Origin of the sequence: Pseudoalteromonas sp. ND6B (assembly GCF_000764215.1) — a bacterium.
In the GTDB taxonomy this organism is placed as follows: domain Bacteria; phylum Pseudomonadota; class Gammaproteobacteria; order Enterobacterales; family Alteromonadaceae; genus Pseudoalteromonas; species Pseudoalteromonas tetraodonis.
Genome location: NZ_JQFL01000028.1, coordinates 122,449 through 148,703 on the forward strand (window position 1 = coordinate 122,449; position 26,255 = coordinate 148,703).

26 protein-coding genes and 1 pseudogene are annotated in these 26,255 nt (G+C 39.7%); 12 read left to right on the forward strand and 15 right to left on the reverse strand.

Annotation, left to right across the window (positions count from 1 at the left end):
• The first annotated feature begins 430 nt into the window (after nucleotides 1-430).
• Together ND6B_RS11815 and ND6B_RS11810 are read left to right on the forward strand one after the other, a co-directional pair.
• On the forward strand, nucleotides 431-1,405 hold the full coding sequence (locus ND6B_RS11815) for a DUF1852 domain-containing protein (RefSeq protein WP_033103186.1): 975 nt from the start codon (nucleotides 431-433) through the stop codon (nucleotides 1,403-1,405).
• Between the two features lie 31 nt (nucleotides 1,406-1,436).
• Entirely contained in the window at nucleotides 1,437-2,474 is a 1,038-nt protein-coding gene (locus tag ND6B_RS11810; protein ID WP_033103187.1) for a methionine synthase, read from the forward strand.
• A gap of 341 nt (nucleotides 2,475-2,815) precedes the next feature.
• Here the strand turns inward: ND6B_RS11810 and ND6B_RS11805 are convergent, their stop codons facing one another.
• From ND6B_RS11805 to ND6B_RS11790, 4 genes are all read right to left on the reverse strand, one after another.
• The gene (locus ND6B_RS11805) at nucleotides 2,816-3,055 is read right to left on the reverse strand and encodes a hypothetical protein (protein WP_033103188.1); all 240 of its coding nucleotides are present in this window, start codon (nucleotides 3,053-3,055) and stop codon (nucleotides 2,816-2,818) included.
• A 26-nt stretch (nucleotides 3,056-3,081) separates the two neighbouring features.
• Complete coding sequence (locus tag ND6B_RS11800; protein ID WP_033103189.1) at nucleotides 3,082-4,080, reverse strand: hypothetical protein; 999 nt, start codon at nucleotides 4,078-4,080, stop codon at nucleotides 3,082-3,084.
• 117 nt (nucleotides 4,081-4,197) lie between these two features.
• On the reverse strand, nucleotides 4,198-4,614 hold the full coding sequence (locus ND6B_RS11795) for a hypothetical protein (RefSeq protein WP_033103190.1): 417 nt from the start codon (nucleotides 4,612-4,614) through the stop codon (nucleotides 4,198-4,200).
• A gap of 887 nt (nucleotides 4,615-5,501) precedes the next feature.
• Nucleotides 5,502-6,365, reverse strand: coding sequence for a hypothetical protein (locus ND6B_RS11790; protein WP_033103191.1), 864 nt, complete (start codon nucleotides 6,363-6,365; stop codon nucleotides 5,502-5,504).
• A gap of 455 nt (nucleotides 6,366-6,820) precedes the next feature.
• Here ND6B_RS11790 and ND6B_RS11785 point away from each other — a divergent pair, with 455 nt between their 5' ends.
• Nucleotides 6,821-7,501: a haloacid dehalogenase type II gene (locus tag ND6B_RS11785; RefSeq protein ID WP_033103192.1), complete on the forward strand. Its 681-nt coding sequence runs from the start codon at nucleotides 6,821-6,823 to the stop codon at nucleotides 7,499-7,501.
• Nucleotides 7,502-7,832: 331 nt separating this feature from the next.
• Here ND6B_RS11785 and ND6B_RS11780 read toward each other — a convergent pair whose 3' ends face one another.
• A complete protein-coding gene (locus ND6B_RS11780) occupies nucleotides 7,833-8,282 on the reverse strand; it encodes a GyrI-like domain-containing protein (protein WP_033103193.1) in 450 nt (149 codons plus the stop codon).
• A 382-nt stretch (nucleotides 8,283-8,664) separates the two neighbouring features.
• Here ND6B_RS11780 and ND6B_RS11775 point away from each other — a divergent pair, with 382 nt between their 5' ends.
• The 6 genes from ND6B_RS11775 to ND6B_RS11750 are packed head-to-tail and all read left to right on the forward strand — an operon-like array spanning nucleotide 8,665 to nucleotide 16,764.
• Nucleotides 8,665-10,203, forward strand: a complete 1,539-nt coding sequence (locus ND6B_RS11775) for a pyridoxal phosphate-dependent decarboxylase family protein (RefSeq protein ID WP_033103194.1) — start codon at nucleotides 8,665-8,667, stop codon at nucleotides 10,201-10,203.
• A complete protein-coding gene (locus ND6B_RS11770) occupies nucleotides 10,203-11,522 on the forward strand; it encodes a lysine N(6)-hydroxylase/L-ornithine N(5)-oxygenase family protein (protein ID WP_033103195.1) in 1,320 nt (439 codons plus the stop codon). Before ND6B_RS11775 ends, ND6B_RS11770 begins: the two co-directional genes overlap by 1 nt.
• The gene (locus tag ND6B_RS11765; protein WP_033103196.1) at nucleotides 11,519-12,697 is read left to right on the forward strand and encodes an MFS transporter; all 1,179 of its coding nucleotides are present in this window, start codon (nucleotides 11,519-11,521) and stop codon (nucleotides 12,695-12,697) included. The genes ND6B_RS11770 and ND6B_RS11765 overlap by 4 nt, the downstream gene beginning before the upstream one ends.
• 24 nt (nucleotides 12,698-12,721) lie before the next feature.
• Nucleotides 12,722-15,070 (forward strand): GNAT family N-acetyltransferase, encoded by a 2,349-nt coding sequence (locus ND6B_RS11760; RefSeq protein WP_033103197.1) that lies wholly within the window; start codon nucleotides 12,722-12,724, stop codon nucleotides 15,068-15,070.
• Nucleotides 15,063-15,701, forward strand: a complete 639-nt coding sequence (locus ND6B_RS11755; RefSeq protein WP_033103198.1) for a hypothetical protein — start codon at nucleotides 15,063-15,065, stop codon at nucleotides 15,699-15,701. Before ND6B_RS11760 ends, ND6B_RS11755 begins: the two co-directional genes overlap by 8 nt.
• Entirely contained in the window at nucleotides 15,685-16,764 is a 1,080-nt protein-coding gene (locus tag ND6B_RS11750; protein WP_033103199.1) for a heparan-alpha-glucosaminide N-acetyltransferase domain-containing protein, read from the forward strand. The genes ND6B_RS11755 and ND6B_RS11750 overlap by 17 nt, the downstream gene beginning before the upstream one ends.
• 37 nt (nucleotides 16,765-16,801) lie before the next feature.
• On the opposite strand, the gene ND6B_RS11745 is transcribed toward ND6B_RS11750, so the two are convergent.
• The gene (locus ND6B_RS11745; protein ID WP_033103200.1) at nucleotides 16,802-17,668 is read right to left on the reverse strand and encodes a LysR family transcriptional regulator; all 867 of its coding nucleotides are present in this window, start codon (nucleotides 17,666-17,668) and stop codon (nucleotides 16,802-16,804) included.
• 104 nt (nucleotides 17,669-17,772) lie between these two features.
• On the opposite strand from ND6B_RS11745, the gene ND6B_RS11740 reads away from it, so the two are divergent.
• Complete coding sequence (locus tag ND6B_RS11740; RefSeq protein WP_008130525.1) at nucleotides 17,773-18,273, forward strand: lactoylglutathione lyase family protein; 501 nt, start codon at nucleotides 17,773-17,775, stop codon at nucleotides 18,271-18,273.
• Between the two features lie 138 nt (nucleotides 18,274-18,411).
• On the opposite strand, the gene ND6B_RS11735 is transcribed toward ND6B_RS11740, so the two are convergent.
• Both ND6B_RS11735 and ND6B_RS11730 read right to left on the reverse strand, forming a co-directional pair.
• The gene (locus tag ND6B_RS11735; protein WP_033103201.1) at nucleotides 18,412-18,987 is read right to left on the reverse strand and encodes a DUF6843 domain-containing protein; all 576 of its coding nucleotides are present in this window, start codon (nucleotides 18,985-18,987) and stop codon (nucleotides 18,412-18,414) included.
• Nucleotides 18,988-18,999: 12 nt separating this feature from the next.
• A complete protein-coding gene (locus ND6B_RS11730) occupies nucleotides 19,000-19,833 on the reverse strand; it encodes a hypothetical protein (protein ID WP_010388758.1) in 834 nt (277 codons plus the stop codon).
• Between the two features lie 267 nt (nucleotides 19,834-20,100).
• On the opposite strand from ND6B_RS11730, the gene ND6B_RS11725 reads away from it, so the two are divergent.
• Nucleotides 20,101-20,544 carry a GNAT family N-acetyltransferase gene (locus tag ND6B_RS11725; RefSeq protein ID WP_033103202.1) on the forward strand — a complete coding sequence of 148 codons (444 nt, stop codon included), beginning with the start codon at nucleotides 20,101-20,103 and terminating at the stop codon, nucleotides 20,542-20,544.
• Between the two features lie 38 nt (nucleotides 20,545-20,582).
• Here the strand turns inward: ND6B_RS11725 and ND6B_RS11720 are convergent, their stop codons facing one another.
• Nucleotides 20,583-21,002, reverse strand: coding sequence for a hypothetical protein (locus tag ND6B_RS11720; protein ID WP_033103203.1), 420 nt, complete (start codon nucleotides 21,000-21,002; stop codon nucleotides 20,583-20,585).
• A gap of 153 nt (nucleotides 21,003-21,155) precedes the next feature.
• Here ND6B_RS11720 and ND6B_RS11715 point away from each other — a divergent pair, with 153 nt between their 5' ends.
• A complete protein-coding gene (locus ND6B_RS11715; RefSeq protein WP_033103242.1) occupies nucleotides 21,156-22,088 on the forward strand; it encodes a ChaN family lipoprotein in 933 nt (310 codons plus the stop codon).
• Between the two features lie 42 nt (nucleotides 22,089-22,130).
• Here ND6B_RS11715 and ND6B_RS19905 read toward each other — a convergent pair.
• From ND6B_RS19905 to ND6B_RS11690, 6 genes and pseudogenes are all read right to left on the reverse strand, one after another.
• A pseudogene (locus ND6B_RS19905) lies at nucleotides 22,131-22,471 on the reverse strand (hypothetical protein); the annotation flags it as partial.
• A gap of 197 nt (nucleotides 22,472-22,668) precedes the next feature.
• Nucleotides 22,669-22,842 (reverse strand): hypothetical protein, encoded by a 174-nt coding sequence (locus ND6B_RS11710; RefSeq protein WP_235420464.1) that lies wholly within the window; start codon nucleotides 22,840-22,842, stop codon nucleotides 22,669-22,671.
• Nucleotides 22,839-23,582, reverse strand: a complete 744-nt coding sequence (locus tag ND6B_RS11705; RefSeq protein ID WP_028834635.1) for a HugZ family pyridoxamine 5'-phosphate oxidase — start codon at nucleotides 23,580-23,582, stop codon at nucleotides 22,839-22,841. The genes ND6B_RS11710 and ND6B_RS11705 overlap by 4 nt, the downstream gene beginning before the upstream one ends.
• Nucleotides 23,579-24,367: a heme ABC transporter ATP-binding protein gene (locus ND6B_RS11700; RefSeq protein WP_051440314.1), complete on the reverse strand. Its 789-nt coding sequence runs from the start codon at nucleotides 24,365-24,367 to the stop codon at nucleotides 23,579-23,581. The genes ND6B_RS11705 and ND6B_RS11700 overlap by 4 nt, the downstream gene beginning before the upstream one ends.
• Complete coding sequence (locus ND6B_RS11695; protein WP_024602445.1) at nucleotides 24,364-25,416, reverse strand: FecCD family ABC transporter permease; 1,053 nt, start codon at nucleotides 25,414-25,416, stop codon at nucleotides 24,364-24,366. The genes ND6B_RS11700 and ND6B_RS11695 overlap by 4 nt, the downstream gene beginning before the upstream one ends.
• Nucleotides 25,413-26,222 (reverse strand): heme/hemin ABC transporter substrate-binding protein, encoded by an 810-nt coding sequence (locus ND6B_RS11690; RefSeq protein ID WP_033103205.1) that lies wholly within the window; start codon nucleotides 26,220-26,222, stop codon nucleotides 25,413-25,415. The genes ND6B_RS11695 and ND6B_RS11690 overlap by 4 nt, the downstream gene beginning before the upstream one ends.
• Nucleotides 26,223-26,255: the final 33 nt, after the last annotated feature.

Sequence of the window (26,255 nt, forward strand, 5' to 3'; positions counted from 1 at the left end):
TGCTCTGTGGCGGTGAGTTGCGTGTAAAAAACGTTTAATAAAACATCTAAGCTCACCAAGGTTTATTCGAGTATATCAACAACCGTTTATGCAAATGGCACTTTAAGTGCCTATAAGCATTGAATAATACTCACGTTTTGTATGAATAAATCACAACACCCGTAAAAACATCTAGAAACCTAGACTTCTAAAGTGTTTTTTGTGAGAGGGTCATAGGTAATTAGCTGAATTTACCCATTTAACTTTGCTACAGAATGAATCTGGCTCATGTTTTACCTGAAATAATACCGTTTTTCTTCATGCTACATACCGCGTATAAATTTATTAACTCTGCAGAGCACCATTACAGCTAACCCGTTATATCGGTTTTAACAGCGAGTAATGCGCCATCAATAAAAGCAGCAACAACTCAGATTGAAAGGATACGGCTATGAGCACTGATCTTACATTTACTATTAAAAGCACTAACTTGGATGAAAACTACCATCCGTCAAATAACACACGTATTACGACCAACTTCGCTAATTTAGCAAGGGGTGAAAGCCGCCAACAAAACCTGCGTAATACCCTAAAAATGATCAACAATCGTTTTAATGCACTGGCCAGTTGGGATAACCCACAAGGGGATCGTTACGCGGTTGAGCTCAAGATCATTTCGGTTGATTTAGACATTGCTGGCAGTGGCCAAGCATTTCCGTCAATTGAGGTATTAAAAACCAATATTATTGATCGCCAAACGAACGAGCGAATTGAAGGCATAGTGGGTAATAACTTTTCATCGTATGTGCGCGACTACGATTTTAGTGTGTTATTGCTTGAGCATAACAAAAGCAAACCGCAATTTAGTATTCCTGATAACTTTGGTGACTTACACGGCAAGTTGTTTAAATGCTTTGTAAACTCAAATACCTATAAACAGCACTTTAAAAAGCCACCGGTTATTTGCTTAAGCGTGTCTGATAACAAAACCTATCAACAAACCGAAAACTTACATCCTATTTTAGGCGTAGAGTATCAGCCTAATGAGTCGTCGTTAACAGAGCAATACTTTAAAAAAATGGGCTTACAAGTGCGCTACTTTATGCCACCAAACAGTGTTGCACCATTAGCGTTTTACTTTTTTGGTGACTTACTTAATGACTACAGCAACCTTGAACTAATTAGCACCATTAGCACCATGGAAACGTTTCAAAAAATTTATCGCCCAGAAATTTATAACGCCAATGCCGCCGCGGGCAGTCGTTATAAACCGAATTTAAAAAATGACGACCATTCATTAACGCAAATTGTGTATGACCGCGCAGAGCGAGGTCAATTAGCGGTTGAGCAAGGCAAATTTACCGAGCAGCATTTTATTAAGCCTTATCAGTCAGTGCTGCAGCAGTTCTCGGCAAGTATCGCTTAATCACACAACAAAATTAAAGGCAGCATTTATTATGAAAAAACTATTACCTACATCATCAGCAGGCAGCTTGCCAAAACCGTCATGGCTTGCTGAGCCCGAAACCTTATGGTCACCGTGGAAATTACAAGGCAGTGAGCTGGTTGATGGCAAACACGACGCCCTGCGTATTTCCCTGCACGAGCAACAAACTGCAGGCGTAGATATAGTCAGCGATGGCGAACAAACTCGCCAGCACTTTGTAACCACCTTTATTGAACACTTAAATGGCGTTGATTTTGAAAACCGTAAAACAGTTAAAATTCGCGACCGTTACGACGCCAGCGTACCCACAGTGGTTGGCCCCGTGTCTCGTACTAAATCGGTATTTGTTGAAGACGCCAAGTTTTTACGCCAGCAAACCAGCCAACCAATTAAATGGGCACTGCCTGGGCCCATGACCATGATCGACACCCTGTATGATGATCATTATAAAAGCCGTGAAAAACTAGCATGGGAATTTGCTAAAATACTTAACCAAGAAGCCAAAGAGCTAGAAGCCGCTGGGGTTGATATAATTCAATTTGATGAACCTGCTTTTAACGTGTTTTTTGACGAGGTAAACGACTGGGGCATAGCCTGCCTAGAGCGAGCTATAGAAGGGTTAAAATGCGAAACCGCCGTGCATATTTGTTACGGCTACGGCATTAAAGCCAACACCGATTGGAAGAAAACCCTCGGCACCGAGTGGCGACAATACGAAGAAGTATTCCCTAAGCTGCAAAAATCGAATATAGATATTATTTCGCTAGAATGTCAAAACTCACATGTACCCATAGAGCTACTCGAACTGGTGCGCGGTAAAAAAATAATGGTAGGCGCAATCGATGTAGCCACCAATACTATAGAAACTCCCGAAGAGGTGGCCAAAACCCTACGCGAAGCACTCAAATATGTTGATGCCGACAAGCTATACCCCTGCACCAACTGCGGCATGGCCCCCCTGCCCCGCGAAATCGCAAACGGCAAACTCAACGCCCTAAGCAAAGGCGCAGAGCTAGTACGTAACGAGCTATTAGCAGCCAGTTATTAGCAGTGATTGTTGCTTAATTTTAGTTACAGCTGCTGTAAAAAAGCCACATCTTAACACGTGTTGAAGTGTGGCTTTTTTAATCAAAATGTCATGGGGGTTTACACCGCAAGGTGAAAGGTAAAAGGTGCTAGGGGAAAGGTTTTAAGTTCGTTGAATATTGGTTGGGTTGAGTGCAACAAACCTAGCAAAAGTAATTAAACCTAACCGAGCCGCTAGGTATTATTGATTGGAAAGTACCCCATTTACAGAGAACGGCAACGCCAACAACAGGCGCCTATTTGTGTTTGCGACCTTAGGAGCAAGCTCAAATAGGTCGCCTGATTGTTTTTGTTATGTGGGATTTATATACAGTACCCACATATTTCTTGATAGAGTTTTTTGTGCTCTACGCTTAAGGATGACCCGCTTTCTGAAATCATTGTATCTAATGTATGGAGAAACCATTTTCCTGCTGGAAAGTTACCTTGCTCCTCAGCTTGGTTTAGATAGGAAAGTAGACTTTCTGCATCTTTCTCAGGAGCGTAAGCCTTGAATAATTCCCGCATATCACTATAGATTTCTGATCTCTCTGGATAATCCATATTACGAATCCGACCTAATTGACTTGTTATGTGCTGTTTACACAGTACTTATTCAATAATGAATGTGTTGAATAAGGTGAGAATTTATCACATAAACTATTAGTTATTGCTTCAGGGAGAGGTTTTTTAAGATTTTCAAAGAATACATACTTTTTGTACGTTTCATTTTTTTCTGTCGCAAACTGTAGAATACATAAATTATAATCACTATCTCTAATGAAGCGCCCATCACTCTTAATACGTTTAATTTTATGCTTTTCACCTTCAAAGGAATTACTTTCAAAAATCAAGTCACCACGTCTACCATAAAACGCATTAAAAATTATACCACTGTGGATACCATCATTATGATTACTAGTATTTGGTAAGCACTCATGTGACCGAAGTAAAAATGACATATTTTGAAAAGACATCACCATGACTTTGTACTGATAACCTTTGACTTGCCTAGATGATTTCTTAGTTTTAATTTTTTCTATTATTTTTTCTACATCAATTGTATCAAATGGCGCATTTTCATGAAAAGTAGTAAAAACACCACCATTAGGATTTGTTTTTTTCCATTTTTTTAGCTGTTCTTGCGTGTTTTTTACATCTAAATTTCTTTGTTTTTGAGAGTTATTTGATTCATTTACCGAAACACATTCAAATACAACCTCCTCACCATTTATTTGACCTAGAAAATCTGGTGTAACTTTTTCGTTAGTTTCATCTAGAAAGCTTCCGCTTTCTAGCATTGGAGTTAAAACAGTAATCTCATTTATGAAGTTTTGGATATTTATATTATCTTTTTCTTCTCTAAAGCGTTTGAGCCTCTCAATACTAATTGCATTTGCACTCACTGCTTTTGAGAATACACTTTCAATGCCATTTTTATCATTCATATATAATATTTCAAAAAATGGATTAATTGTTGCTCGCTTTGCTAAAGCACCTTGTTCGCCTTTCAATTTTTCAATATAAGACTCACCTAGAATGCTGTATATGGTTGGGTAATTCTTTTTAATTTCTTCTATAGATTTCATAGTTACCACAATATTTGGAAAAGCACATAACGCTAAGCTAAGCGGAAAAATACAGTTTGGCTATAATGCGCGAAGCGCGAGCCAACTGTAATTTTTCCGATTAAGCGCCTTGTTAGTTCACTTTCCACACAAATGCTCTGCAAATAATTCTGACCATTTGTATTTCTGTACGTTTTTACCATATTCTGTTACGTTTTCTACTAGACCATGTGACTCAAGGATTTTTACCTGTTGATCTAGATTATTGTGGTCTTCTACGTAATAAGCTAGGTACTTGCCACTATGGTCAAAAATGCCACTTTTATTTAAGATAAAAAACTCTCTGTGAAACTCATAATCAGGATTAAGCAAATCTTGCTTCATTTCAGTTAACAAAGTTTGGTGTTTTGCCCATAAAGCATCAAAAAATCGCGTAGTCTCATTTACTTGCTCTTTTTGTTTGCGCTTATCCGTATATTTATTGCCAAAATAAGTTCCCGCAGCACCAGTAGCACTTCCTACGAGAAATCCAACGGCTAGACTAAAGTAATCCATACTTTCCTCAGTGAACTAACAATTTAATAGTACGCTCATCGCGCATATTTCTGCCGACGTCACGCTCATTTTTCTAATTTATATAGTTTTAGCAAATAACCTAAGGTATTACGATCATTAAGTTTTCTAAAATCTTGAGTGAAGTATATGCGCGCAGCGCTCATTTTCATAAATATATGAGCAAAGAGCAGTTTGACTAATCGATTAACTATTATATTTATCCAATCTCAATGATCGTTTTTTGCACACACCTGACTACTCACAAGTCTATCCCGAAAAAATAAGTTAATAAATTCTACTTTTAGCTATTACTTAGTTAGATTTCTAAATTGCATTTATAAACTCAAAAATCTTCCGCCTACTCTAAAACAAAGCGAGTATTCTGTATTAGAAAGCGATACTGATTAATTACTTGAGCAAATACCATCTCGCCATGCGGTATTTTTAACCAAACCGTAACGGGGGTTTACAGTTAAATTATAAGGTTAAAGGTGTAAGGGAAAAGGTTTTAAGTTCGTTGAATATTGGTTGGGTTGAGTGTAACAAAACCAGAGTAATTAAATCTAACCGAGCCGCTTGGCATTAATGACTGAGTGGGGAGTGCTATTTGTATGCTGTCAGGGTCTATAATGTCTCAAGTCAAGATTTGAATCCTCTGGCTTTACTAATAAGTAACCACATTGGTTCTTTGACTTCTTTGGCTTGCAGTGTGATTTTATCGCAGATAGTTATCTACTTCGGAAGTAGTTTAGATGAAGTAGATAATTATTTAGTAATTTAGGCTTATACAAAGTTCTGGTAAGACTAAAAATTAATTTAATTTTAATTGACAGCTACCGGATAAAAAAAGGGTAACTGTCAGAACAATTTTAATAGATTAATCCAGACTAAAACTTCTCAAGCTTTTCTATCATTCTTTCGAGGTTGCCTATATGTTTTTGATACAACTCTTCACGTTTAGACACAACATATTCATCTACATACTCATCGTAACCAGAACCATCGTAAGTATAACCAAATAGAAACCGTCCATCCCTAGAAGTTTCGGTACAATGTGTCTCATTGAATTGCTCGTAAGGATCTGACTGCTTACATTCTTTGACTAACGGGAAAGTTGCAGCTCTTAAACCATTAACTAGAACATTTAACTTGGCAGCTAGCTCATCCGCTTTTGACGATACAGCACTATCTGGTATCCAGCCTTGCAAATTTCTTTCTGTATAGACAGATAAAACAAGTGATGCAGATAAAGCATAAGTTTCAGCCAAATAAAAATTATTTTCATTATAATTTTTATTATAAGCTCGGTGACTAATTAAATCATTGGCTTCAATCACTAAGTTAGTTAGAAGGAATTGGTCTGGAGTCACATTTTTGGACGTGTCACTATAGTGATTTAAAGATAACTCAAAAGATTCGTGTGCAGAAAGCATATCAAATACTGCATCATTGATAACAACCTTGCTTATTCTGTCTTCAATAGCTTGAAGACTGGCTTCACTTAAATCAACAACACTGGGGCCTGATGAGCCGAATATACTATCAATAAGTAATGAAGCCACCTTATTAACAAACTTACTCTTGGCTTTATCTAGTATGAGATTGCCAATATCCTTTACATCCACACTGCTTGAAGCCACTTGTACACTATTCTCTTTAGAAGCAGAAATGTTAATACTTTCAGCATAAGAAGTACTTGTATTCAAAGCAAAAAAAACTGCAGCAGCAGTGCTTACTGTTTTTAATTTCATAAATTTTATCCTTTAATTTATTCGCTGTACCTATTTGTACAACAGCTTTAGCCTATATTAAAAAACCAAAGGGGTCAAACCTTGACTTCAGACATCAAATTTATTGACAGACCCGTTATCCTTATTTCGCCTATTAGACAAAGTCTAAAGCAATAAGATAAACCAGTAACCCCCTACTTTTAGCTATTACTTAGTTAAATTTCTGAATAGCACTTATAAATTCAACAACCCTTTTATCCATTCTAAAACAATACGAATGTTTCGGATTTGAAGGCGCTGCTGATTTATTTTTTGATTAAAAACCTTACCATGCGGTATTTTTAACCAAACCGTAACGGGGGTTTACAGTAGCTACTGAAAACGTCGGTGCTGTTACTGTACTTTATTAACTGATAAAGTGATTAATATTGAGTAGTAAAATTGCGCTTTAGAAACGATTTAAACAGGAGTCATTAATGGCAACCACACTGGCGTTTGATGTATACGGTACGCTTATAAACACCCATGGCGTGGTGTCGTTACTTGAAAATATGGTTGGTGATAACGCGCACGCATTTTCGACTACTTGGCGTGAAAAACAACTCGAATATTCGTTTAGACGCGGCTTAATGCAAAACTACGTGCCGTTTTCAGTGTGTACTGAGCAGGCACTTAATTATGCGTGTTTACTGCACAAGGTAACTTTAAGCGATGAGCAAAAAGCACAGTTATTAGCACGTTATAAAACCCTACCCGCATTTGATGATGTAAAAGCAGGGCTTGAGAGCTTAAAAGCACAAAACTATCGGTTATTTGCGTTTTCTAATGGTGCGGCCAGTGCGGTAAATACCTTGCTCGAAGCGGCAGGCATAAGTGATTATTTTGAAGGCGTGGTGAGCGCCGATGACATTAAAACTTTTAAACCCAACCCCGGTGTTTATAGTCATTTTTTACGCGAGGCACATTCAACCGGTGCTAATACATGGTTGATATCGAGTAATCCGTTTGATGTGATTGGGGCGTTATCGCACGGTATGCGTGCTGCGTGGATACAGCGCTCAAGTGAGGCTATTTTTGATCCCTGGGAGCTTGAGCCTACAATAACGGCGTGCGATTTACATGATTTAAAAACCAAGCTGGCCAGTAATAACCAATGATTTAGTGGGCAGGAGTTAAATTACACCAATGAAAGGCTAGGTTTGCGCTTACAAACCTAGCCGTTTTAGGGTCTGTTGATCTTTCAAGGTTAAATTTGCAGCAGTCTGTTTGGTATTTAGGCAAGGCAGAGCCTATGTGGTGTGGTTATTCCCCATAAATAGGCGATAACGCAGCATCAATGCCAAACAGGCGCTGCCCTTCGGGTTCTGCCTAGGGGCGATTTACTCTTTGTTGCTCGGTTTTTACTTAGCCCACTAGGTTACAAACCTCGCGCCGCGATTAAACCGCCCCTAGTTTGAACAAATTTTAATCCGCAAAGGTCAACAGACCCTAGTCTTCAATTGCAATGGCAATTTCTATTTCGTTACTGTTTTTATAATACTCAAAATCACTGGTGTAAGTACGTTCATAGCGGCAATCGTCTGAGCTGAAGTATTGCCAAATTTCGCCCCATAAATCGATTACTGCATCGGGCATTTCACCTTCACCTTTAAATACCAAATAACGCCCCGCTTGGGTGGTTACTTTTTTAGCTTCAGGGAGTTTAATTGATAAATTATCGCAGCAGGCAATTACGTCAAAGTCCCCAGTGAGATCGCTTTCGTAATTAGTATACACACCATACACTTTGGTGTTTTCTGTAAGGCTGTTGGCAAACTTTTCACCAAATTTTTGCCAAAGTTCAGCTATATTTGCAGTGCCAGCATTCATTTCATTGGCGTTGCAGGTTCTTACTTTTAAGCCGATTAAGGTCTGACTTGCTAATTGTTTTACTTCCATCATGACGTCCTTTAGCGTTAATACAAACACCAACGTAACAGAAAAACCGCCAATACTTTAAATTTTGTATTAAATATTTCATAAACAGTGATTATTGAGCTCAATTGCGTGTTTATTGCTCATGTTTAAATAGGTGCCAATCGCTAAACGTAGCTTTGCTACCGCTAAAATAATTGCTCAATTCCCCCTTTTTTAACTTTATTTTTGCATGTAATGCTTGTCGTTTAATAATATGGCTTATCGATTTTTGTTAAAAATATACGACAAGCTTATTAGCTCTAATTTAAAAAAAGTTGTTATCTAATCCTTTTTTATTATTGTAAATAGAAATCATTATCATTAAGATCCTTGCACCTAAAAAGTGTACTCAAGGAATGTTGATGTGTCTCAATCTCACGTGTTAAATATTAATACCATTGAAAAACAGGCTGTATTTGAACAAAGCGGCCTGCCCCCACAATTCAATTTAGAGCAGTTCATTAATTATCAAATAGCGTCTTTGCAAGGGTTGTCGGCGGTACAGCAAGCGATGGCTAAAGCCCAAAAGCCATTTTCAGGTGTGTCGGTAAATGCGTTAGCAAAAGTAGTAAACGATGTTGATTTATCAAAGCCTTTGGCTGACTTTCCGGCGGTGCTTGAAGAGCTAAAAGGCGTGTATTTAGATCATGCCGTGTATTTTCATCATCCTCGCTACATGGCGCATTTAAACTGCCCTGTAACCTATCCTGCTGTGGTGGCCGAACACATTATTGCTGCTATTAATACCTCGGTAGATACGTGGGATCAAAGTGCAGGTGCGACCTTAATTGAGCAAAAGCTGATTGATTGGACATGCCAAAAAGCAGCATTGCCAAGCACTGCCGATGGAGTATTTACTAGTGGCGGCACACAATCAAACTTAATGGCAATGTTAGTTGCTCGTGAAGTGGCTGTTAGCCGATATGCGCCAGAACATCAGGTAAAACTTCAGGGCTTACCAGCTGTTGCCTCGCGCTTTAAAATTTACTGCTCTGAGGTGGCGCATTTTAGTATTCAAAAAGCGGCGGCGTTATTGGGGCTCGGTTACAACGCTGTGGTGCCGGTGGCTACAAACAGCGAAATGCAAATGGATATGCAGGCACTTAAAACCGCCATAGCAACAAGCAAAGCGCAAGGCGATTTACCCATTGCAGTGGTTATTACCGCAGGTACAACCGATTATGGCTCAATCGATCCAATCCATAATATTGCCATGCTAGCTAAAGAAGAGCAGCTATGGTGCCACGTAGATGGCGCTTATGGCGGCGGTTTGTTGGTGAGCGAACACCACCGCAATGCGCTTAATGGCATTGAGTTGGTTGATTCAATAACGATTGATTATCACAAATCGTTTATGCAGCCTATAAGCTGTAGTGCCTTTTTATTAAGTGACAAACGCCATTTTAGCCACATTACTTTATATGCCGATTATTTAAACCCATTAGCAGAGGCTGGAAATGGCACGCCTAATTTGGTTGATAAAAGCCTACAAACCACCCGCCGTTTTGATGCCTTAAAATTATGGCTAACACTGCGCACTACTGGAGAAGCACCACTGGGTCGCGCGTTCGATAAAGTTATTGGCCTTGCGCGCCAAACGCATATTGTACTTAACGACCATCCCGACTTTGAAGTAGTTAACTACCCCGAGCTTAGTGCCTTGGTATTTAGATTTGCCCCTGATGACTTAAAACATGACCTTGATTTACTCGACTCTTTAAACCTGCACGTACGACAAACGTTTTTAAAAACCGGTGAAGCCATGATTGCCCGTACAAAAATAAGTGGCCGTCATTATCTTAAATTTACATTGCTTAATGCGCAGTGCCAATTAACAGATGTACGCGCTGTTATTGAACAAATTAGCCACATTGCATGGCAAACTTATAGGGAAATTGCATAATGGATAATCAACCTTACGATTTTATAGCTATTGGCCTTGGCCCATTTAACTTATCTTTAGCGTGTTTAAGTGAACCGCTTGAAGATGTAAAAAGCTTATTTTTAGAACAACGTAGTGAATTTGACTGGCACCCAGGAATGATGCTAGAAGGCGTTACATTACAAACTCCGTTTATGTCGGATTTAGTAACCATGGCAGATCCAACCAGCCAGTATAGCTTTTTAAATTATGCCAAATTAAATAATCGGTTATATCCGTTTTATATTCGCGAAAGCTTTTTTTTATTGCGCCGTGAATACAACTTATATTGCCAATGGGTTTGCTCGCAGCTTTCAAATGTTAACTTTGAACAAACAGTCACTCACGTTGAGTTTTGCCCGCAAAGTGAGTGTTATACCGTTAGCTGTAACACCCCTAATGGCATACAACATTATGTGACTCGCCATATTGTTTTGGGCACAGGGCCTGCACCGTATATTCCTGATTGCGCTGTGCAAAGTAACTCAAATAACGTAATGCACAGTAGCGATTTTTGTCATCGGCTTGATGAATTAAAAGCGGCTAAACGGGTTACCGTGGTAGGGGCTGGACAAAGTGCAGCAGAAATTTACCACACCTTATTGCAGCAAGCAGTACCGCAAGGCTTGCAGTTAGATTGGATAGCACGCTCACCGCGCTATTTTCCGCTTGAGTATACTAAACTCACCCTTGAAATGACCTCTCCTGAGTATGTAGATTACTTTTATAATTTAAAAACTGAGCAGCGAGATTGGCTCAATCAAAACCAAAAAAATCTATTTAAGGGCATTAACGGCGATTTAATTAACGACATTTTCGACACCCTCTACGCACAAAGCCTTGATGGGCCAATTTCCACTACATTTAAAACTAACAGCAAGCTAACAAGCACTCAAAAAGTAGGTAAGCGTTTACTGACTGAGTTTTATCATCAGGAGCTTGAGCAGCCCTTTTCAATAGAAACCGACTTTTTAATTTGTGCTACAGGCTTTAAATATCAGCGCCCTGCTTTTTTAAATAATATTGCCCATCAACTACCCCAAGATGAGCAAGGTCGTTATTTAGTGAGTCGTGAATATGCGGTAGATAGCGAACAAAAACGTATTTTTGTACAAAATGCCGAGCAGCATACTCATGGTTTTGTAACTCCAGATTTAGGTATGGCTTGCTACCGTAATAGTATTATTTTACGTGAAATTTTAGGTTATTCGCCTTATCAGGTTGAGCAAAAAATTGCTTTTCAAAACTTTGATTTAAGCGATGTCACCCTATCAACACAACAGCAGAGTAGCGCCGCATGAGTCTTCGTTTAGCGCTAATTTTGCTGACGGTTATTTCGGTGGTATGCGATACCTTGCTGCTACCGTTTTATCCGCAATTTTTTGCTAGTGAATTTGCTATTAGTAACGCCACTTTAATCGGCCTCTTTGTGGCTAACTGTTGTATTACTGTAATGCTGGCTTTACCGCTATGGGCTAAGGCCGCTAAAAAATACAATGAGTTGGCTTTGTGGTTAGTAACCCAAGTAGTAGCCGCTGGTTTTGGCCTGCTTTGCTACTTTGCTACCAATGTGTGGGAGTTTTGGATTTACTACCAACTTATGTTGGTGCTCAAGGCAAGCTACCTTCTTATATACCCATTTGCACTGCGATTAGAGCAACAAACCAAGCATTTATCTATTATTGGTTTGTTTTCTGTATTGATGCATTTTGGTGCGATTGGTGGTGCTTTAATTGGTGGTTACTTCTTTAGTTTAGCAGAGCCACGCTACGCGTTATTACTCAGTAGTGCCGGTGACCTAATCCAGGTTTTATTATGCGCCTACTTAATGTATTCATTAAAAACAGGTATTTATCAGCAAGTAATAGCGACTGAAAAACCGCGAGAACGTATTCCCTATTTTATTTGGCAATTTTGCTTTTTAAGTGTGGTGGTTTATTTTAGCGCGTTTTTAATTCGCCCTTTCTTTACTACTCATTGGCAAGCATTAAACGCACAAAGCAGCACCTTGCAAAGCGCTGTTGTATACGCCATTCCTGCTTTTGCAGCGCTTGTTATGCTGGTTTTTAACCATTACAGACAACATTTACCACTGCCAACATTAAGCCGCACTAGCACTTTGTTATGTGCACTTATTTTAGGGGCGCTTGGGCTTTATTTACAAGCGCAGGCGTCGGTGGGGTTAGTGATTTTATCACGTGTTTTATATGGCTTTGCGCTATTTCAAGTGATGGTACTGCTAGAGGTAATGCTATTTGCTAAAAGTGAGCCAGCACATTACGGCAGCGACTTTGCCAAAGTGCACATTGCTCAAAATATAGGGGTTATTTTAGCGTCGTTACTAGTGGGTATGAGCGTAGAGCATCTTTCAACTACGGTTGTGTTTTACTTTGCTGCCATTGGCTTTGCAAGCCTTGCCTTTATTTTGCTTTGGCGGGTTAAGGCTGTTGCTCGAGCTGCGCGTGCAGCGTCTTAGTTTTTAAGATTTATTGGAGTTTTTATGTATTTTTCATCTTTTGTAACCACCCTACAGCATACCGGCAAAGTGACGATGCGGTTATTACAACAAACAGATATGCCAACAGTTTGCGATTGGCTTAAGCAACCGTATGCGCACTTTTGGGGTATGCAGCAGCAAACCGAGCAACAAATAACTAAAGCGTATCAAGCTATTATTGATACGCCTCATCATCAGGCATACGTGATCGAGCAAAATAATAACCTATTGGCTTTAGTTGAGCTTTATAGCCCTGAGCACGAAAGCTTAATGAAAGCGGCGTACGAGGTTGAACCTAATGATGTGGGTATGCATATTTTATTATCGCCTAACACGGCACCTAAGCGCCATTTTAGTTTTGAAATGATGCAGTGCGTGCTGCAAAGTATTTTTGCTCAAAATAGTGCCGCCCGTGTTGTGGTTGAGCCCGACATTGCTAATAGTAAAATTCATACTTTAAATAAGCGTTTGGGGTTTGTGCATACCCAGCAAATTCAACTGGGCGAAAAAGCCGCTTATTTAGGCTTTTGTAATAAAGCAGCCTTTGATAGGCACAGCCAACTATTTACTGATTCGTTAGCGCCTTTGCAAACTGATTACGTGATACAGCCACATTGGCAATGGGCAAACCGACATTTACAAGCTAAAGCCCTGACTGAGCTAGTGCACGAGCGTTTATTGTCTGCAGAGAAAACAAAGCAAGGCTTTAAAGTGAATGTTGAAGGCGGTTACTTTATTTTTAATGGCCGTGCTATGGCACTAAACCACATTGATATAGACGAGCCAAGCTTATGCTTTTACAATCTTAACGAAGAGCTGCAACCACTAGATGTATTGCACTTTTTTAGTATGCAAGGACCTGCGCTAGGTTTAACAGGTAAGCGCCTTGCCACTTACCTTGAAGAGCTAAATGCTACTTTAGCCAGTGCGTGTTTTAAGCGCGAAAATAACACCTTAACAGCGGCGCAGTTAGCTAATTTAGGGCTGCAAAAAATAGAAGCTGCAATGAGTGAAGGGCATCCTGCCTTTGTTGCTAATAATGGCCGCATTGGTTTTAGTAAAGCTGACTTTTTACGTTATGCGCCAGAAGTAGGCAAACCGTTTAAAGTACTGTGGTTAGCAGCGCATAAAACGGTATCCGACTTTGCCCATAGTGAATACTTTGCCGATTACCCAAGCCATATAAGTGATGAACTAGATTTAACCACTCGAGATGCGTTTAACACAGCGCTAAAAGCTCAAAACCTAAACGCCGATGATTACTTACTCATTCCTGCTCACCCTTGGCAGTACCAACACAAATTGAGTGTGGTATTTGCAAATGAGTTGGCAAATCAGCGATTAGTGTATTTAGGTGAAGGTGACGATTTATATCAAGCGCAACAATCAATTCGGACCTTATATAACTGCTCTCACCCGCATAAACCGTATTTAAAAGTAGCGTTGTCTATTTTAAATATGGGATTTATGCGTGGCCTATCGCGTGCTTACATGGCGGTGACTCCTGCCATTAACGATTGGGTATTTGCTAAGGTTAGCCAAGATCAACAACTCGCAGGCGCTAATTTTACAGCGCTTAGAGAATACGCCACCTTAGGTTATGCCCATCATACGTTTGAGCAACACGCGCTAGGAGATACACCCTATCGTAAAATGTTTGCCTGTTTATGGCGAGAAAACCCAAATCACAATTTAAATAGTGATGAACAACTGACCACCATGGCAGCGTTATTACACTTAGATAATAATGGCCAAAGTTTAGTGGGCGAATGGATAACGCAAAGTGGTTTGAGCACGCAGCAGTGGTTACATGCGTACTTTAATGCCTATTTAATTCCGCTAGTACATTGCTTTTACGCGCATAAATTAGTGTTTATGCCCCACGGTGAAAACCTCATTTTAAAGCTTAAAAATTCGGTGCCAGTGGGCGCATATATGAAAGACATAGGTGAAGAGGTTGCCTTACTTAATAGCACTGAAGTATTGCCTGCAGGGGTTGAACGTATTCATGTTTCTATGCCTAAAGAGCTTGAGCTGTTAAGTATATTTACCGATGTATTTGACTGCTTCTTTAGATACTTAGTAGCAATTTTAGTGCGAGAAGAGCGTATTACAGAGCATGACTTTTGGCAGTGTGTTACCCAAAGTGTTAAAGCATATCAACATGCTAATCCTGCTTTAAATGAGCGATTTAAAGAGTATGACTTTTTTAGTGATGAGTTTGCTCACTCTTGTTTAAACCGCTTACAGCTGGGTAATAATGAGCAAATGGTTGATTTAACCGATCCGGCAGGTAGTTTGCAGTTTGCTGGTAACTTAAACAACCCCGTATCGGCAAAGCTGTATGGCTAAACCGATTACCCTTGCGCAGTTTTTATATTGCCATCAACCCGTACAACGAACTTTTAAACCGAGCTTATTATTAGTGCGCGCTTTAACAGTTCGTTGTAAGGCGCAGTACCCGACTGCGCCTAAGCAATTTATTAGTCGGCATTTGTATTTGCAGCTTTGTTGGCAAGCTATTTACGCTTATTGCTATTGGTTTGCTTGCAAGCAAAGTACGGCTGAACCCATTAACATGCCGTTAGCGGTAAATGGCGCTTATTGTCGTGGGTTTAACCTGAGTAATGACGTGTTAGTAAGTAAAGCTGAGCAAATCCAAGCGTTTACTCATTTTATAAGCCAAGTTGGTGAATGGGTAAATACCGACTACGCGCTGGGTAAAAAAGAACAAGCACGGTTATTACTCGATTCATTAAGTAGTGCTATTGAGCGAGCTCATAGCTTAGCCCTTGCAGCCACTTTACATATCAACAATTGCCATCGTCAGCTACACACCCTTATTTGTGAGCACTTTAGCCTTGATGCGCCATTTACTGAAAACCCCCAGCGTTTAACCTGTTGCCGCTATTATTTAGCCGGTTATAGCAAATGCCAAACCTGCCCTAAAAAGGATATTAAAACCAATGAACCAACGTCTTAAAACGATTGATCTTGCGCGTGGTGCGAGCGTTTTCATTATGATTATTGTGCATACCTTATGGATGTATGCCACCACAGCGCTTCAAAGTGAAAGCGCATTTGGTACGGTTGTGCATATACTTGGCAAAGGCACTGCCTCGTTTTTAGTGGCAATGGGACTGTCTATGGCACTTTCGCGTAGGCAAACACCCTTACTGTTAATTAAGCGAGGTTTACAGCTTTTATTGCTTGCCTATTTAATGAATGCGGCCAAGTTTTGGCTGCCTATTGAAGTATTTAATACCATGCCTGAGGCGTTTATAAATGCTTATGGCTGGCAAAGCCCTTTGAGTGCTGGGCAATTACAATTTATGGTGTTAACAGGTGATATTTTACAACTGGTTGGAGTTAGCTTATTGCTGTTTGGTGTACTTAATATTGCCCGTTGGAAAACAGCATGGATTGCGGTTTTAGCCATTGCAATTGCAGTTATGAGCCAGTTTGTGAGGGGGCAGCAATTTACGCTTTCACCTTATATTAGCGATTTGTTTTTTGCTAATAACTATCAGGTGTATTTTCCGGTATTTCCTTGGGTAAGTGCGATATTAACGGGATATGTACTTGGTCGTTTATACCTTAGTAATCAACAAAATGCCGATTACTTATATAAAGTATGTGCACAACTTGGTGCTGCTTTACTTGTTATTGGCGGCATATGGTTAGCCATTGATTTTAAAGGACAGTTTGGCAACTTTTTCCATTTAAATGGCGGCGGTATTAGCTATTTAGTTGGCTTAAATTTATGTGCCCTAGCGGCTATACAGTATATTTTTGCTGATAAATATAATGGCCCTATTACACGTGCTCTTTTATATGCCAGTAAACATGTAACCGCGCTCTATGTTATTCAATGGGTACTTATTTGCTGGTTTATGGGGGCGCTTGGTTATCATACCCTTAGCCTTTGGCCGACACTTTTTATGATGGTACTAATGACTTTACTGGCTTTTGCTGTGCATAAGGTTTATTTAAAAAGCAAACAGAGCTTCACAGACATTACGCAAAAAACTAAATGTACAGCTTAAGCTGTAAAGGGGCTTTACGGGCGCTGATTTGGGTGCCCTAGCCTGCTTTTATTGCGTTAATAACGCTATGCATACGCTTTGCTAATGGTCTATTTCGGTGATGACACACATAAATATTTTCGCTAATTGGATTTGTTAAATGATGCGTTTTAATAAGCGCAGGTTTATTAAAAGCACTTACTGCGTGTGCGGGTAAAACCGTAAAACCCAGTCCTAAACTTACCGGTTCCAGTATTAAACTTATTTGGTTAGAAAACCCCGTTTGCTTAATTTGATCAACATGTTCAAATTCACTGTAGTTTTCGCTAAGTAAAAGCTGTGCATGATGTTTTGCATCGGGGTGGCTAATAAAGCCCAGTTCATTTAATGCGCTCCATGTTGGGCTTTTTATTGCGGCCGGTGTTACCAATAGTAAAGGCTCTTGGCCTATTTTATGGCTGGTTACTTCGCTAAGGGCAGGCGCTTGAGTTAAAAAGCCAATATCGGCACTATGGTTTGCCACTGCTTGTTCAACACTGGTATTTGGAGCAAAGCGGTAATCTATAATTAGCTCCTTGTGCTCTACTTGCAGTGCTAATAGTTGATTGTAAAACTGCAGCCCGCAACTGCCTGGCGACTGTATTTTAACTAAACCGCTGTACGGTGAATCATCTTTTAATTGCTGCTCTAAAAACTGCCATTCTTTGAGTAACTGACTACCCTGCTGATATAAATTTTGACCCTGAACGGTAAGGGTAAATTGTTTACCGTGGCGCTCAAGCAAGGCGCAATCTACTTGCTGCTCTAACTTTTTTATATGTTGGCTTACGCCTGACTGGGTCATATAAAGGCGCTCGGCGGTTTGGGTAAAATGGTTTACCTCAACTAAAGTACAAAATGTATTTAGCCATGTAGGATTTATCATTACAAAATATACTCAAAATGATGATTAATGATAATTTTACTTAATGTTGGTCAATTCGTAAACTAACTCCATCAACTAAACATAGTTAAGTAGGAGTATTTATTATGAGTCATACATATCCACGTAGTTTTTCGCACATTGGTATTTCAGTACCGGATGTTGAAAAAGCCGTAGAGTTTTACACTAAGGTGATGGGCTGGTACACCATAATGGAGCCTACCGTGATCACTGAAGATAACAGCCCAATTGGCGAAATGTGTACCGATGTATTTGGTCCAAATTGGGAAAAATTCAAAATAGCGCACCTTTCAACAGGCGATCGTATTGGTGTCGAAATTTTCGAATTTAAAGACCAAGAAAACCCTAAAGACAACTTTGAATACTGGAAAACCGGTATCTTCCACTTCTGTGTACAAGACCCAGATGTAGAAGGCTTAGCGGATCGTATTGTTGCTGCAGGTGGTAAAAAACGTATGCCAGAGCCACGTTACTACTACCCTGGCGAAAAGCCGTACCGCATGATCTACATGGAAGACCCGTTTGGTAACATCCTTGAGATTTACAGCCACAGTTACGAGCTTATATACAGCGCTGGTGCTTATTAAACTTAGCTAGTCTAAAAAAGTTTAGCTAAAAACAAAAGCCGCAGTATTTATTACTGCGGCTTTTTTATTTGAATAGCTTTAGTAATTAGCTAAGTAATACGTAGGATATTGGCATTTTGAAAAAGTAACTACATTTTATTATTGGTGTGATGTAACGTCTTTACTATTCTTACACATACCTTTGAAAAGTTTTTCATCTATATTTTTGCGCTTAATAGCATCGTATATACTGAATAAATTTTTCCTGTCGGTCTGTTCTGCGTCTGTACCAACGGTAAAATTTTGATTAATCACAGTACAGCCATATATTGGACCCGATTCACCTAGGCCACCCACATACACAGTTCTTGTTTCTCCATCGTCTGTAGTATCTTTATCTTTTAATGAAGAGTCTTCGCTTATGGGTGTTCTTTCATTCGCATTACTCACTTCAAAGTATTGTATTTGATTGTTTTCAATCCAGCCCTCGTTGGCATCCATTTGTGTAACGAGTATACCTGATGGTGGTATTTCATATACCCGAGAGCCGTCTTCGTATTTCGGTGGATACCCGTTTGGTGCATTAAATATTATGTATAGAGAGCCAACATAATTTTCAGGTATAAGGTAAATTACGGGTTCACTTTTTTTTACCTCTGTACAGGCTGATAATAACGATATCATTGAACCAAAAAACAATATTTTTAAAAAGTGTGCTTTAAAGATGGGTTTCATCGAGTCGCCTTTTTACTTAAGTAAGCCATTAAAACAGTTTTCTAAACTCGCTTTTTCAAGCAGCATACAATGACCGCTATTTGCTGGAATAGAAGTGAAACGATAATTCCAATCCGCTATTTTATGAAAGCTTAATTTGGGGTATTTATTTGCCTGTCTAAATAGTTCATCGCCTACGGTCCCTTTAAAACTACCATTATTGTTGAGAGGCAAACGGAGTGCGCTTACAATCATTGGGTAATCAGCATTAAGAGATAAGCTTAGTGGTGGCGCACCTTTGCGAACATGTATACCAAGGGAGATAGATTGCCCACCAGGACCAACAATAAATGCTTCACAATTAGGAAAAGCATCGCCAGTGATATAAGTAACTATATCCATGTGACCGCTAACAGTATCAATGTCTATAATAATTTTATACTTAACATTTAAAGTTGGCACGTATGAAAAGTCTAATCTTTCTTGCATCTGAGGAGAACCTGGCATTGCGTGATTAACTCCTCCGTATTGGCCGTCTAACTGATACTGATAAATACTATTATTAGTTGGAGGTTTTTCTTTGAGGGTAACACGCCCTTTTGGTGCAAGGTTACCAGAATATATTCTTTTCTTATCTTCCCACGGTGCTTTTGATGGATCTGATATTGTATCAATAGAACTAATTTTACTATTTTTTGTAGAAAGCCGTAGACGATGCCAAATCCTTGAGGTCGTAGGTTTAATACCACTAGGTTTTAGCGAAAACCCTCGATTATCTCCTTCAAACATTAGTCCAGACCAGCCAAAGTCTTTTTCAGGGTGAAATGAGCGTATATTAATTTCGTAGTTTGCTAATTGAATAGCCATAACCTTAATTCCATTTATTGATAATTAAAAATCCGTTTCGATAATAGTAACACCAGCTTAAGAGCATAACAATTCTGAAAAGCTTCAAAAGCACAGTACTATTGTTTGTTATCAATAAAGAATTACACGTGTTATGTAAACAAAGCCGCAGTATTTATTACTGCGGCTTTTTGTGCCTAAAAAGAATACATTGCCTAGATATGTTAGTGCTGATAACGTGATAAAACAAAACTACTTATAACTCCATGTTTGAAATTAAGGACAATAATGAACATTTTATTGGAAGATATCACCTCTGCTAATTACGAAGAGGTATGCGATTTAGACGTTACCGAAGCGCAACAAGAATATGTAGCGTGTAATATGTGGTCGCTTGTTGAGTCTCATTATAATGTTGGGCATACCTGTAAAGCTATTTACCAAAATAATGAGCCTGTAGGCTTTTTTATGTGGGTGCAAGAAACCCCTACAAAAGTTTCTATTTGGCGTTTTATGGTAGATGAACATCATCAAAATAAAGGTATTGGCCGCCAAGCACTTACCATGGCAATTGCAGAGATTAAAACGACTTCTAAGCTTGAACAAATCGAGATTTGTTATAACCCGAAAAACCCTGTTGCTAAGGATTTTTATTCTAGTTTTGGGTTTGAAGAAGTTGGCCTAGATGAAGATGAAGAAGATATGTTGGCCATTATTAATATAAAAAGTTAACCCAATTTTGTTTAGCGCGTTGCTTATTGCCATAAAAATTAGTGCTGAGTAAGATGTGGAGGATGTTGCAGTGCTAATTTTTTTAGCTGTGTAATACATGAAAGCGCTAAATCATGATATTCATCGTCACTATACAATATCTCGTTTAACAGATTAATAGATTGTATGAGTGCATTGTGCGCAGCACTTTGTTCGCCTAAAAAGTGAAGTGTGGAATAAAGGCGCTCTGTAAGAGAGGTAATTTGTATGATTTGCTGATTATTTGCACAATTATACATTTGAGCTAATAAGGACGCACTTTCAAGTGCACACCCCAAATACGGCAATGCTTGTGCAAATTGGTATCGTTTAAACAGCGCTTCGCCACTTAACTGCGCATTTTGAATATCTATAATTGCTTGCTCTGGTTGACATAAAACATGCTGTTTGTGTCGAGCACATAAAAAAGGTAAGGCCATGGTACGTTCCATATATGTTTATTTTTTAAGACTGTAAAACAGAAATCCCAAAGCATCAAATGATAATTGTTTTTATTTGCATTTATGGGTTTAAAGCAGTTTGTTGTGTATACTAACTTCATTGTTTTGATTCTTATTTTTATAAAAACCGATATGAAAAAACCATTTTTAGCACTTGTTTTACTCAGTGGATTATCAGGCTGCAGTACAAACACAGTATCAGTATCTCAAAATTCATCCTTGTATAATTACGGGCTTTATAATGCAAAGGGCCAGCGAGTTAATTCAATATTGTCAGAATCCACGCTTTTGAATGCCGATGTTGTTTTAGTCGGTGAATGGCATACACACTCCGGTGTGCACTTATTTCAGGCTCAGCTATTTCAGCAATTAAGCACACAAAATAAGCCTATTGCCTTATCGCTTGAGCAATTTAGTCGCGCTGATCAGCAAACACTAAACCTTTATCTTGAGAGTAAAATAGGTGAACAATACCTAATTGATAATACTAAGGCTTGGCCTAATTATAAGAGCGATTATCGTGCGTTAGTGGAATTGGCGAAGATACAAAATAGCGATGTAATAGCTTCAAATGCGCCTAAGCATATTGTTACCTGTATTGGTCGCCAAGGTATTAATTATATTAATAAACTCGACCCACAACAGCGTAGTTTTATTGCAAAAGAGATAGATATTTCTCCAAGCCTTTATAAAGAACGCTTTATGCAATCCATGCATCATGGAACGGCGAGTAAAAACGAAAAACTTTACGCCGCGCAAGTTACTTGGGACGAAACCATGGCTGAGTCTATCGTTAACTATATTAGTCAAAATAAGGGCACGCAGGTTATACATTTAGCTGGTGACTTTCATGTGAGAAATGGTGAAGGCATAGCGCGGGTAATTAAGCGAATTGCCCCAGAGCTTAATGTTGTATGGGTTTCGCCAGTATCAAAAGTACAATCTGAGCAAAGTGGTTATCAATTAGAAGTTAACGCTTTGCCTGCTCGCTATGTGCAAAAAGCACATCAACAAGCTGCATTTAAAGCTTTAGCCAAACGAGGGGAGAAAACACAGTGCCAATAATAGGTTGGCACTGTGTTTGTGTAATACACTTTTTAATATTTACTTAAGCGTAAATGTGCCTTTCATCATGGCGTAATGGCCAGGAAAAGAGCAAAAGAAAGTGTAATCGGTTCCGGCGGTTAAGCCTCTGGTTTTAAAAGTAACTTCGGTTGTTTTGCCGCCGCCAATAATGTCTGTAGCACCAATCACACGACTATCATTAGGCTTTATGTAGTGGTTGCTAAGCCCTGCTGCGTTGCCATCTGTGATAATACCTTGCATGTTTTAATCGTAGATAGCACCCAGTTATGACCCATTACATTGGCAGGTAATTTACCGGTGTGGCAAGGGCGTGTTGATCTTTGATGGTTGAATTTACAGCAGTGTGTTTGGTTTTTAGGCAAGGCAGAGCCTTTGAAGTGTGGTTATTCCACATAAATAGGCGATAACGCAGCATAAATACCAAACATGCGCTGCCCTTCGGGTTCTGCCTAGGGGCGATAAACTCTTTGTTGCTCGATTTTTACTTAGCCCACTAGGTTACAAATCTCGCGCCGCGACTTAATCGCCCCTAGATTGAACAAATTCCAATCCGCAAAGTTCAACACGCCCTATGCTTTACGGTCACTTGCTTACAGCTTTTAGGGGCGCTTAGTGTTTTAGTTGAAAACTGCATCATATCGTTTGCATCTATATTTAGTGTGCATTCGTCTGCATATGCAGCATTGGTACTCAGTAGCAGTGAAGTACTTAGTAAGGCTATTAATTTTTTCATACTGTCTCTGCTAGTTGGTTTGAGCTGTTTCGTGCTTGATTTGTTAAGGCTACAAGTGCTTTTCGCACGGCTATTGGGCTATCGCACTCGTTCGCAAAATTAATAAAGTAATTACGCTTGTGGCTTTGTATATAAAAGCCTGTGGGTAGTAGGCCGCTCATTATTGGGGTGTTATCAGCTACGCTGTAGTGCTGCATTAATATCAGCGACATAGCATCTTGATGATCTTCATTCATATGAGTGATCATGCTTTGCTGCTGGCTTTCATCCCACTTTTTAGGCTGAGCTTGCCACTCGTTTTGTTCAAGCCAAAATATTTTTCCAAAGCCGCCAATATAACGTACACGGACTACATCTAATTGCCAAAGCTGAAAATCATGCGCATTGCGATAGCCTGCAGCCTCAGGATACAAAGCTATATATTTATCAAGTAGTACTTCGCATCGATCCTTTGTCACAATAGAGCCATCACCTACAAGTGTTACTCGCCCATGTTCGTTTTGATCGCCATAATCGGCGGCATCAAAAATAGTCAGACTCATGCGTGAGTCCTGTTTTAAATTTTTGGTGTGCTGAGCTATGTCACTAATAAAAAAGTAGATGCGACCTTGTTCGTCACACATATAAGGTGTAACAGAGCCAAACGGATAGCCGCGTAAATTATTTGAAATGGTCGACATTACGCCGGCATGGGTTTTAAAAACGAGCGTACGTGCGTCGTTTAATGCTTGCTCTCTCATGAAAACTCCTGACGTTGAGAAAAAACCATGGGCGCATCGTTATAAGGATGAGGGTTAACGTGCAATTTCATGGCGTACATTTGTTGTAAGTTTTGTGCTGTTAAAACGGTATTTATAGACCCGCTTTGCAGCACTTTTTGGTTGTGTAATAAAATAGCGTTGGTTGCATAAAGGCTTGCTAAATTAAGATCGTGTATAGCAATAATGGCGCTGTTTCCTTGCTCTACAAAGGTTCTAACACAGCTAAGTAAAGTGTGTTGATGACGCATATCTAGCGCTGATGTTGGCTCATCGAGCAACATTAATTTAGGCTCAGTTTGCGCAGTAAAAGCATCTAACTGGGCTAATGTGCGCGCCATATGAACACGCTGCTGTTCGCCGCCCGAAAGCGCACTCATTCGACGTGTTAGGTAATGGGTTAAATCCATAAGTGAGGCATATTTTTGAACTTTATTGGCTTGTGCTTTAAGAGACTCTGTATAGGGATAGCGACCCATAGCAATGAGTTCAAATACACTAAAATCAAAGCCAACATGGTTACTTTGCATCATTACAGCGCGCTTGCTAGCTAATTGCTCTTTAGAAAATGAATGCAAAGGCTTGGTATTAAATAGTATATCTCCCTCAAAGGGATGCATGCCTGCCAAAGTATGCAGTAAGGTTGATTTACCTGCGCCATTTTCGCCTATCAGTGCGACAAGTTGTCCTGCTTGGATATTGCCGCTAATACCCTCTAAAACACGATGCGTGTTAAAGCCTATATTGAGGTTGTTAAACGTGATCATGACCAATCTCGCTTATTTTTAATGATCAAATATATAAATAGTGGAGCGCCAAGTAACGCCGTTATAATGCCAATTGGCAGCTCCGCAGGCATAACAACCAAGCGTGCCAACCAATCTGAAAGTAGCAACACAATGACACCTAAAAGCATACAAAGTGGTAGCATATTTCGTAAATGAGGCCCAACCATGAGGCGTGCGATATGAGGGACAACTAAACCAACAAAGCCAATTAAACCTGTTAGCGCAACTACCGCACCTACGCCCAATGCAACTAATATAATGACGTATAATTTAAGCTTGCTGGTATCGACGCCTAAGTATTGAGCTTGTGATTCACCGATAAGGAGTAGATTCATTGGCTCTTTTAATCGCCATAGCCCGATAAGGCTCAGCAAAAGCAAAGGACTCGCCTGTTTTATATTATCCCAGCTCGCACCGCCTAATGAGCCCATGGTCCAATAGTTAATTAACCGCAGTGCGCTGTCATCAGCATAAAAACTTAATAACCCAATAACAGCAAATGCCAATGCATTAATAGCGACACCGACTAATATAAGCGTATTGATATTAATTTGTTTTTGTTGTTTTGAGACTAAATATACCAGCGACGTTACTGATAATGCGCCCAAAAATGAGGCATAAGGTAAGTAGTGTTGAGCGTTAAAATTAAATTGTGCACTAAGGGCAATAAAAGCAACCGCAACCATTGCAGCGCCTGCGCTTATACCAATAATAGAGGGATCAGCAAGCGGGTTACGACATAGCGCTTGGGTTGCAGCCCCTGTTTGTGCAAGTACTAAACCTACCATCACTGCAAGGACAAAACGAGGCAGGCGTATTTGTGTAACCACATTGATTTGTAGCGCATCAAATTGACTAAAATGTTCAGGAGCTAGCCATGCAATAGCTAAGCGCCAATCCCATCCTGCGGCCCCATAGCCTATGCTAAGTAATGCTAAAGCAAAAATGCAGCCATAACTTAATAGCATCCACTTATGCGGGTTACTCAGTGTTATGGCGTTAAAACGATTCAAAGTTAACGTGCTCATAAGCGTGTTTTATACTCATGTAATGCTTGAATCGCAGTTGAAATACGCGGCGACATGCCCAGTGAAAGTAAGCTGTCCATGACCAGTAACTGACACTCTTGCGCTGCTTTTAATAAACGAAGTGTAGGCTGTTTACAAAAGGCTTGTTTCCCACCAAGGCTTTGCACAACATGCGCTGGCGCCACTAAAAAATCGGGCTGATTTACAGCCAGTACTTCACTGTTAATTGCTTTAAAGCCTGTATGCGTAGCAGCTATATTGGTAATGCCCGCATAATTAAACAGCAAGTTGGGCACCGTTTCTTGTCCTGCTGCGACGAGCCCACGCTCATTAGCTGAAAGTAAAAACAAAGCGTTGTGGGTCTGTGTTTTTGCTTTAGTAGGTAACGATTTTTTTATTTTAGTAATCAGATTTTGAGCTTTTAGGTTTGCATCTAAATCACTACCAAGGTGCTTAATTAGTTCAAGTAGTTCATTTACAGAAGTCGGCTTTTTATAGTGAATAACCTTCACTCCGGTCGCTTCTATTTGCTTGAGTGCCTGCTCTCTTCCCGCACCTTCAAGTGCAAGTAACGTAGTTGGGCGCATTGAAAGTACTCCCTCAGCGGCTAGATCTCGATAGTAGCCTACCTGTGGCAACTGTGTTGCTTGTTGCGGATACATACTTGATTGGTCAACCGCGACTAAACTATTTTGTTTATCTAGTGCGTAGATTATTTCAGTTAATGTACCGCCAGCACTGATCACACGCTCTTTAGCGAGTGCTGATTGAGTGGCTAAAGCCAGAAAAAAAATTAGGTACTTCATAACAAACTCCGATTTTATTTTTTAGTATTATAA

Coding starts and splice junctions, on each gene's coding strand:
- ND6B_RS11740 (WP_008130525.1), top strand. CDS start 17,773: ATGAGTCATACATATCCACGTAGTTTTTCGCACATTGGTATTTCAGTA.
- ND6B_RS11795 (WP_033103190.1), bottom strand. CDS start 4,614: ATGGATTACTTTAGTCTAGCCGTTGGATTTCTCGTAGGAAGTGCTACT.
- ND6B_RS11695 (WP_024602445.1), bottom strand. CDS start 25,416: ATGAGCACGTTAACTTTGAATCGTTTTAACGCCATAACACTGAGTAAC.
- ND6B_RS11690 (WP_033103205.1), bottom strand. CDS start 26,222: ATGAAGTACCTAATTTTTTTTCTGGCTTTAGCCACTCAATCAGCACTC.
- ND6B_RS11780 (WP_033103193.1), bottom strand. CDS start 8,282: ATGGAAGTAAAACAATTAGCAAGTCAGACCTTAATCGGCTTAAAAGTA.
- ND6B_RS11785 (WP_033103192.1), top strand. CDS start 6,821: ATGGCAACCACACTGGCGTTTGATGTATACGGTACGCTTATAAACACC.
- ND6B_RS11800 (WP_033103189.1), bottom strand. CDS start 4,080: ATGAAATCTATAGAAGAAATTAAAAAGAATTACCCAACCATATACAGC.
- ND6B_RS11765 (WP_033103196.1), top strand. CDS start 11,519: ATGAGTCTTCGTTTAGCGCTAATTTTGCTGACGGTTATTTCGGTGGTA.
- ND6B_RS11790 (WP_033103191.1), bottom strand. CDS start 6,365: ATGAAATTAAAAACAGTAAGCACTGCTGCTGCAGTTTTTTTTGCTTTG.
- ND6B_RS11730 (WP_010388758.1), bottom strand. CDS start 19,833: ATGGCTATTCAATTAGCAAACTACGAAATTAATATACGCTCATTTCAC.
- ND6B_RS11745 (WP_033103200.1), bottom strand. CDS start 17,668: ATGATAAATCCTACATGGCTAAATACATTTTGTACTTTAGTTGAGGTA.
- ND6B_RS11705 (WP_028834635.1), bottom strand. CDS start 23,582: ATGAGAGAGCAAGCATTAAACGACGCACGTACGCTCGTTTTTAAAACC.
- ND6B_RS11805 (WP_033103188.1), bottom strand. CDS start 3,055: ATGGATTATCCAGAGAGATCAGAAATCTATAGTGATATGCGGGAATTA.
- ND6B_RS11725 (WP_033103202.1), top strand. CDS start 20,101: ATGAACATTTTATTGGAAGATATCACCTCTGCTAATTACGAAGAGGTA.
- ND6B_RS11760 (WP_033103197.1), top strand. CDS start 12,722: ATGTATTTTTCATCTTTTGTAACCACCCTACAGCATACCGGCAAAGTG.
- ND6B_RS11770 (WP_033103195.1), top strand. CDS start 10,203: ATGGATAATCAACCTTACGATTTTATAGCTATTGGCCTTGGCCCATTT.
- ND6B_RS11720 (WP_033103203.1), bottom strand. CDS start 21,002: ATGGCCTTACCTTTTTTATGTGCTCGACACAAACAGCATGTTTTATGT.
- ND6B_RS11755 (WP_033103198.1), top strand. CDS start 15,063: ATGGCTAAACCGATTACCCTTGCGCAGTTTTTATATTGCCATCAACCC.
- ND6B_RS11700 (WP_051440314.1), bottom strand. CDS start 24,367: ATGATCACGTTTAACAACCTCAATATAGGCTTTAACACGCATCGTGTT.
- ND6B_RS11715 (WP_033103242.1), top strand. CDS start 21,156: ATGAAAAAACCATTTTTAGCACTTGTTTTACTCAGTGGATTATCAGGC.
- ND6B_RS11810 (WP_033103187.1), top strand. CDS start 1,437: ATGAAAAAACTATTACCTACATCATCAGCAGGCAGCTTGCCAAAACCG.
- ND6B_RS11815 (WP_033103186.1), top strand. CDS start 431: ATGAGCACTGATCTTACATTTACTATTAAAAGCACTAACTTGGATGAA.
- ND6B_RS11735 (WP_033103201.1), bottom strand. CDS start 18,987: ATGAAACCCATCTTTAAAGCACACTTTTTAAAAATATTGTTTTTTGGT.
- ND6B_RS11710 (WP_235420464.1), bottom strand. CDS start 22,842: ATGAAAAAATTAATAGCCTTACTAAGTACTTCACTGCTACTGAGTACC.
- ND6B_RS11750 (WP_033103199.1), top strand. CDS start 15,685: ATGAACCAACGTCTTAAAACGATTGATCTTGCGCGTGGTGCGAGCGTT.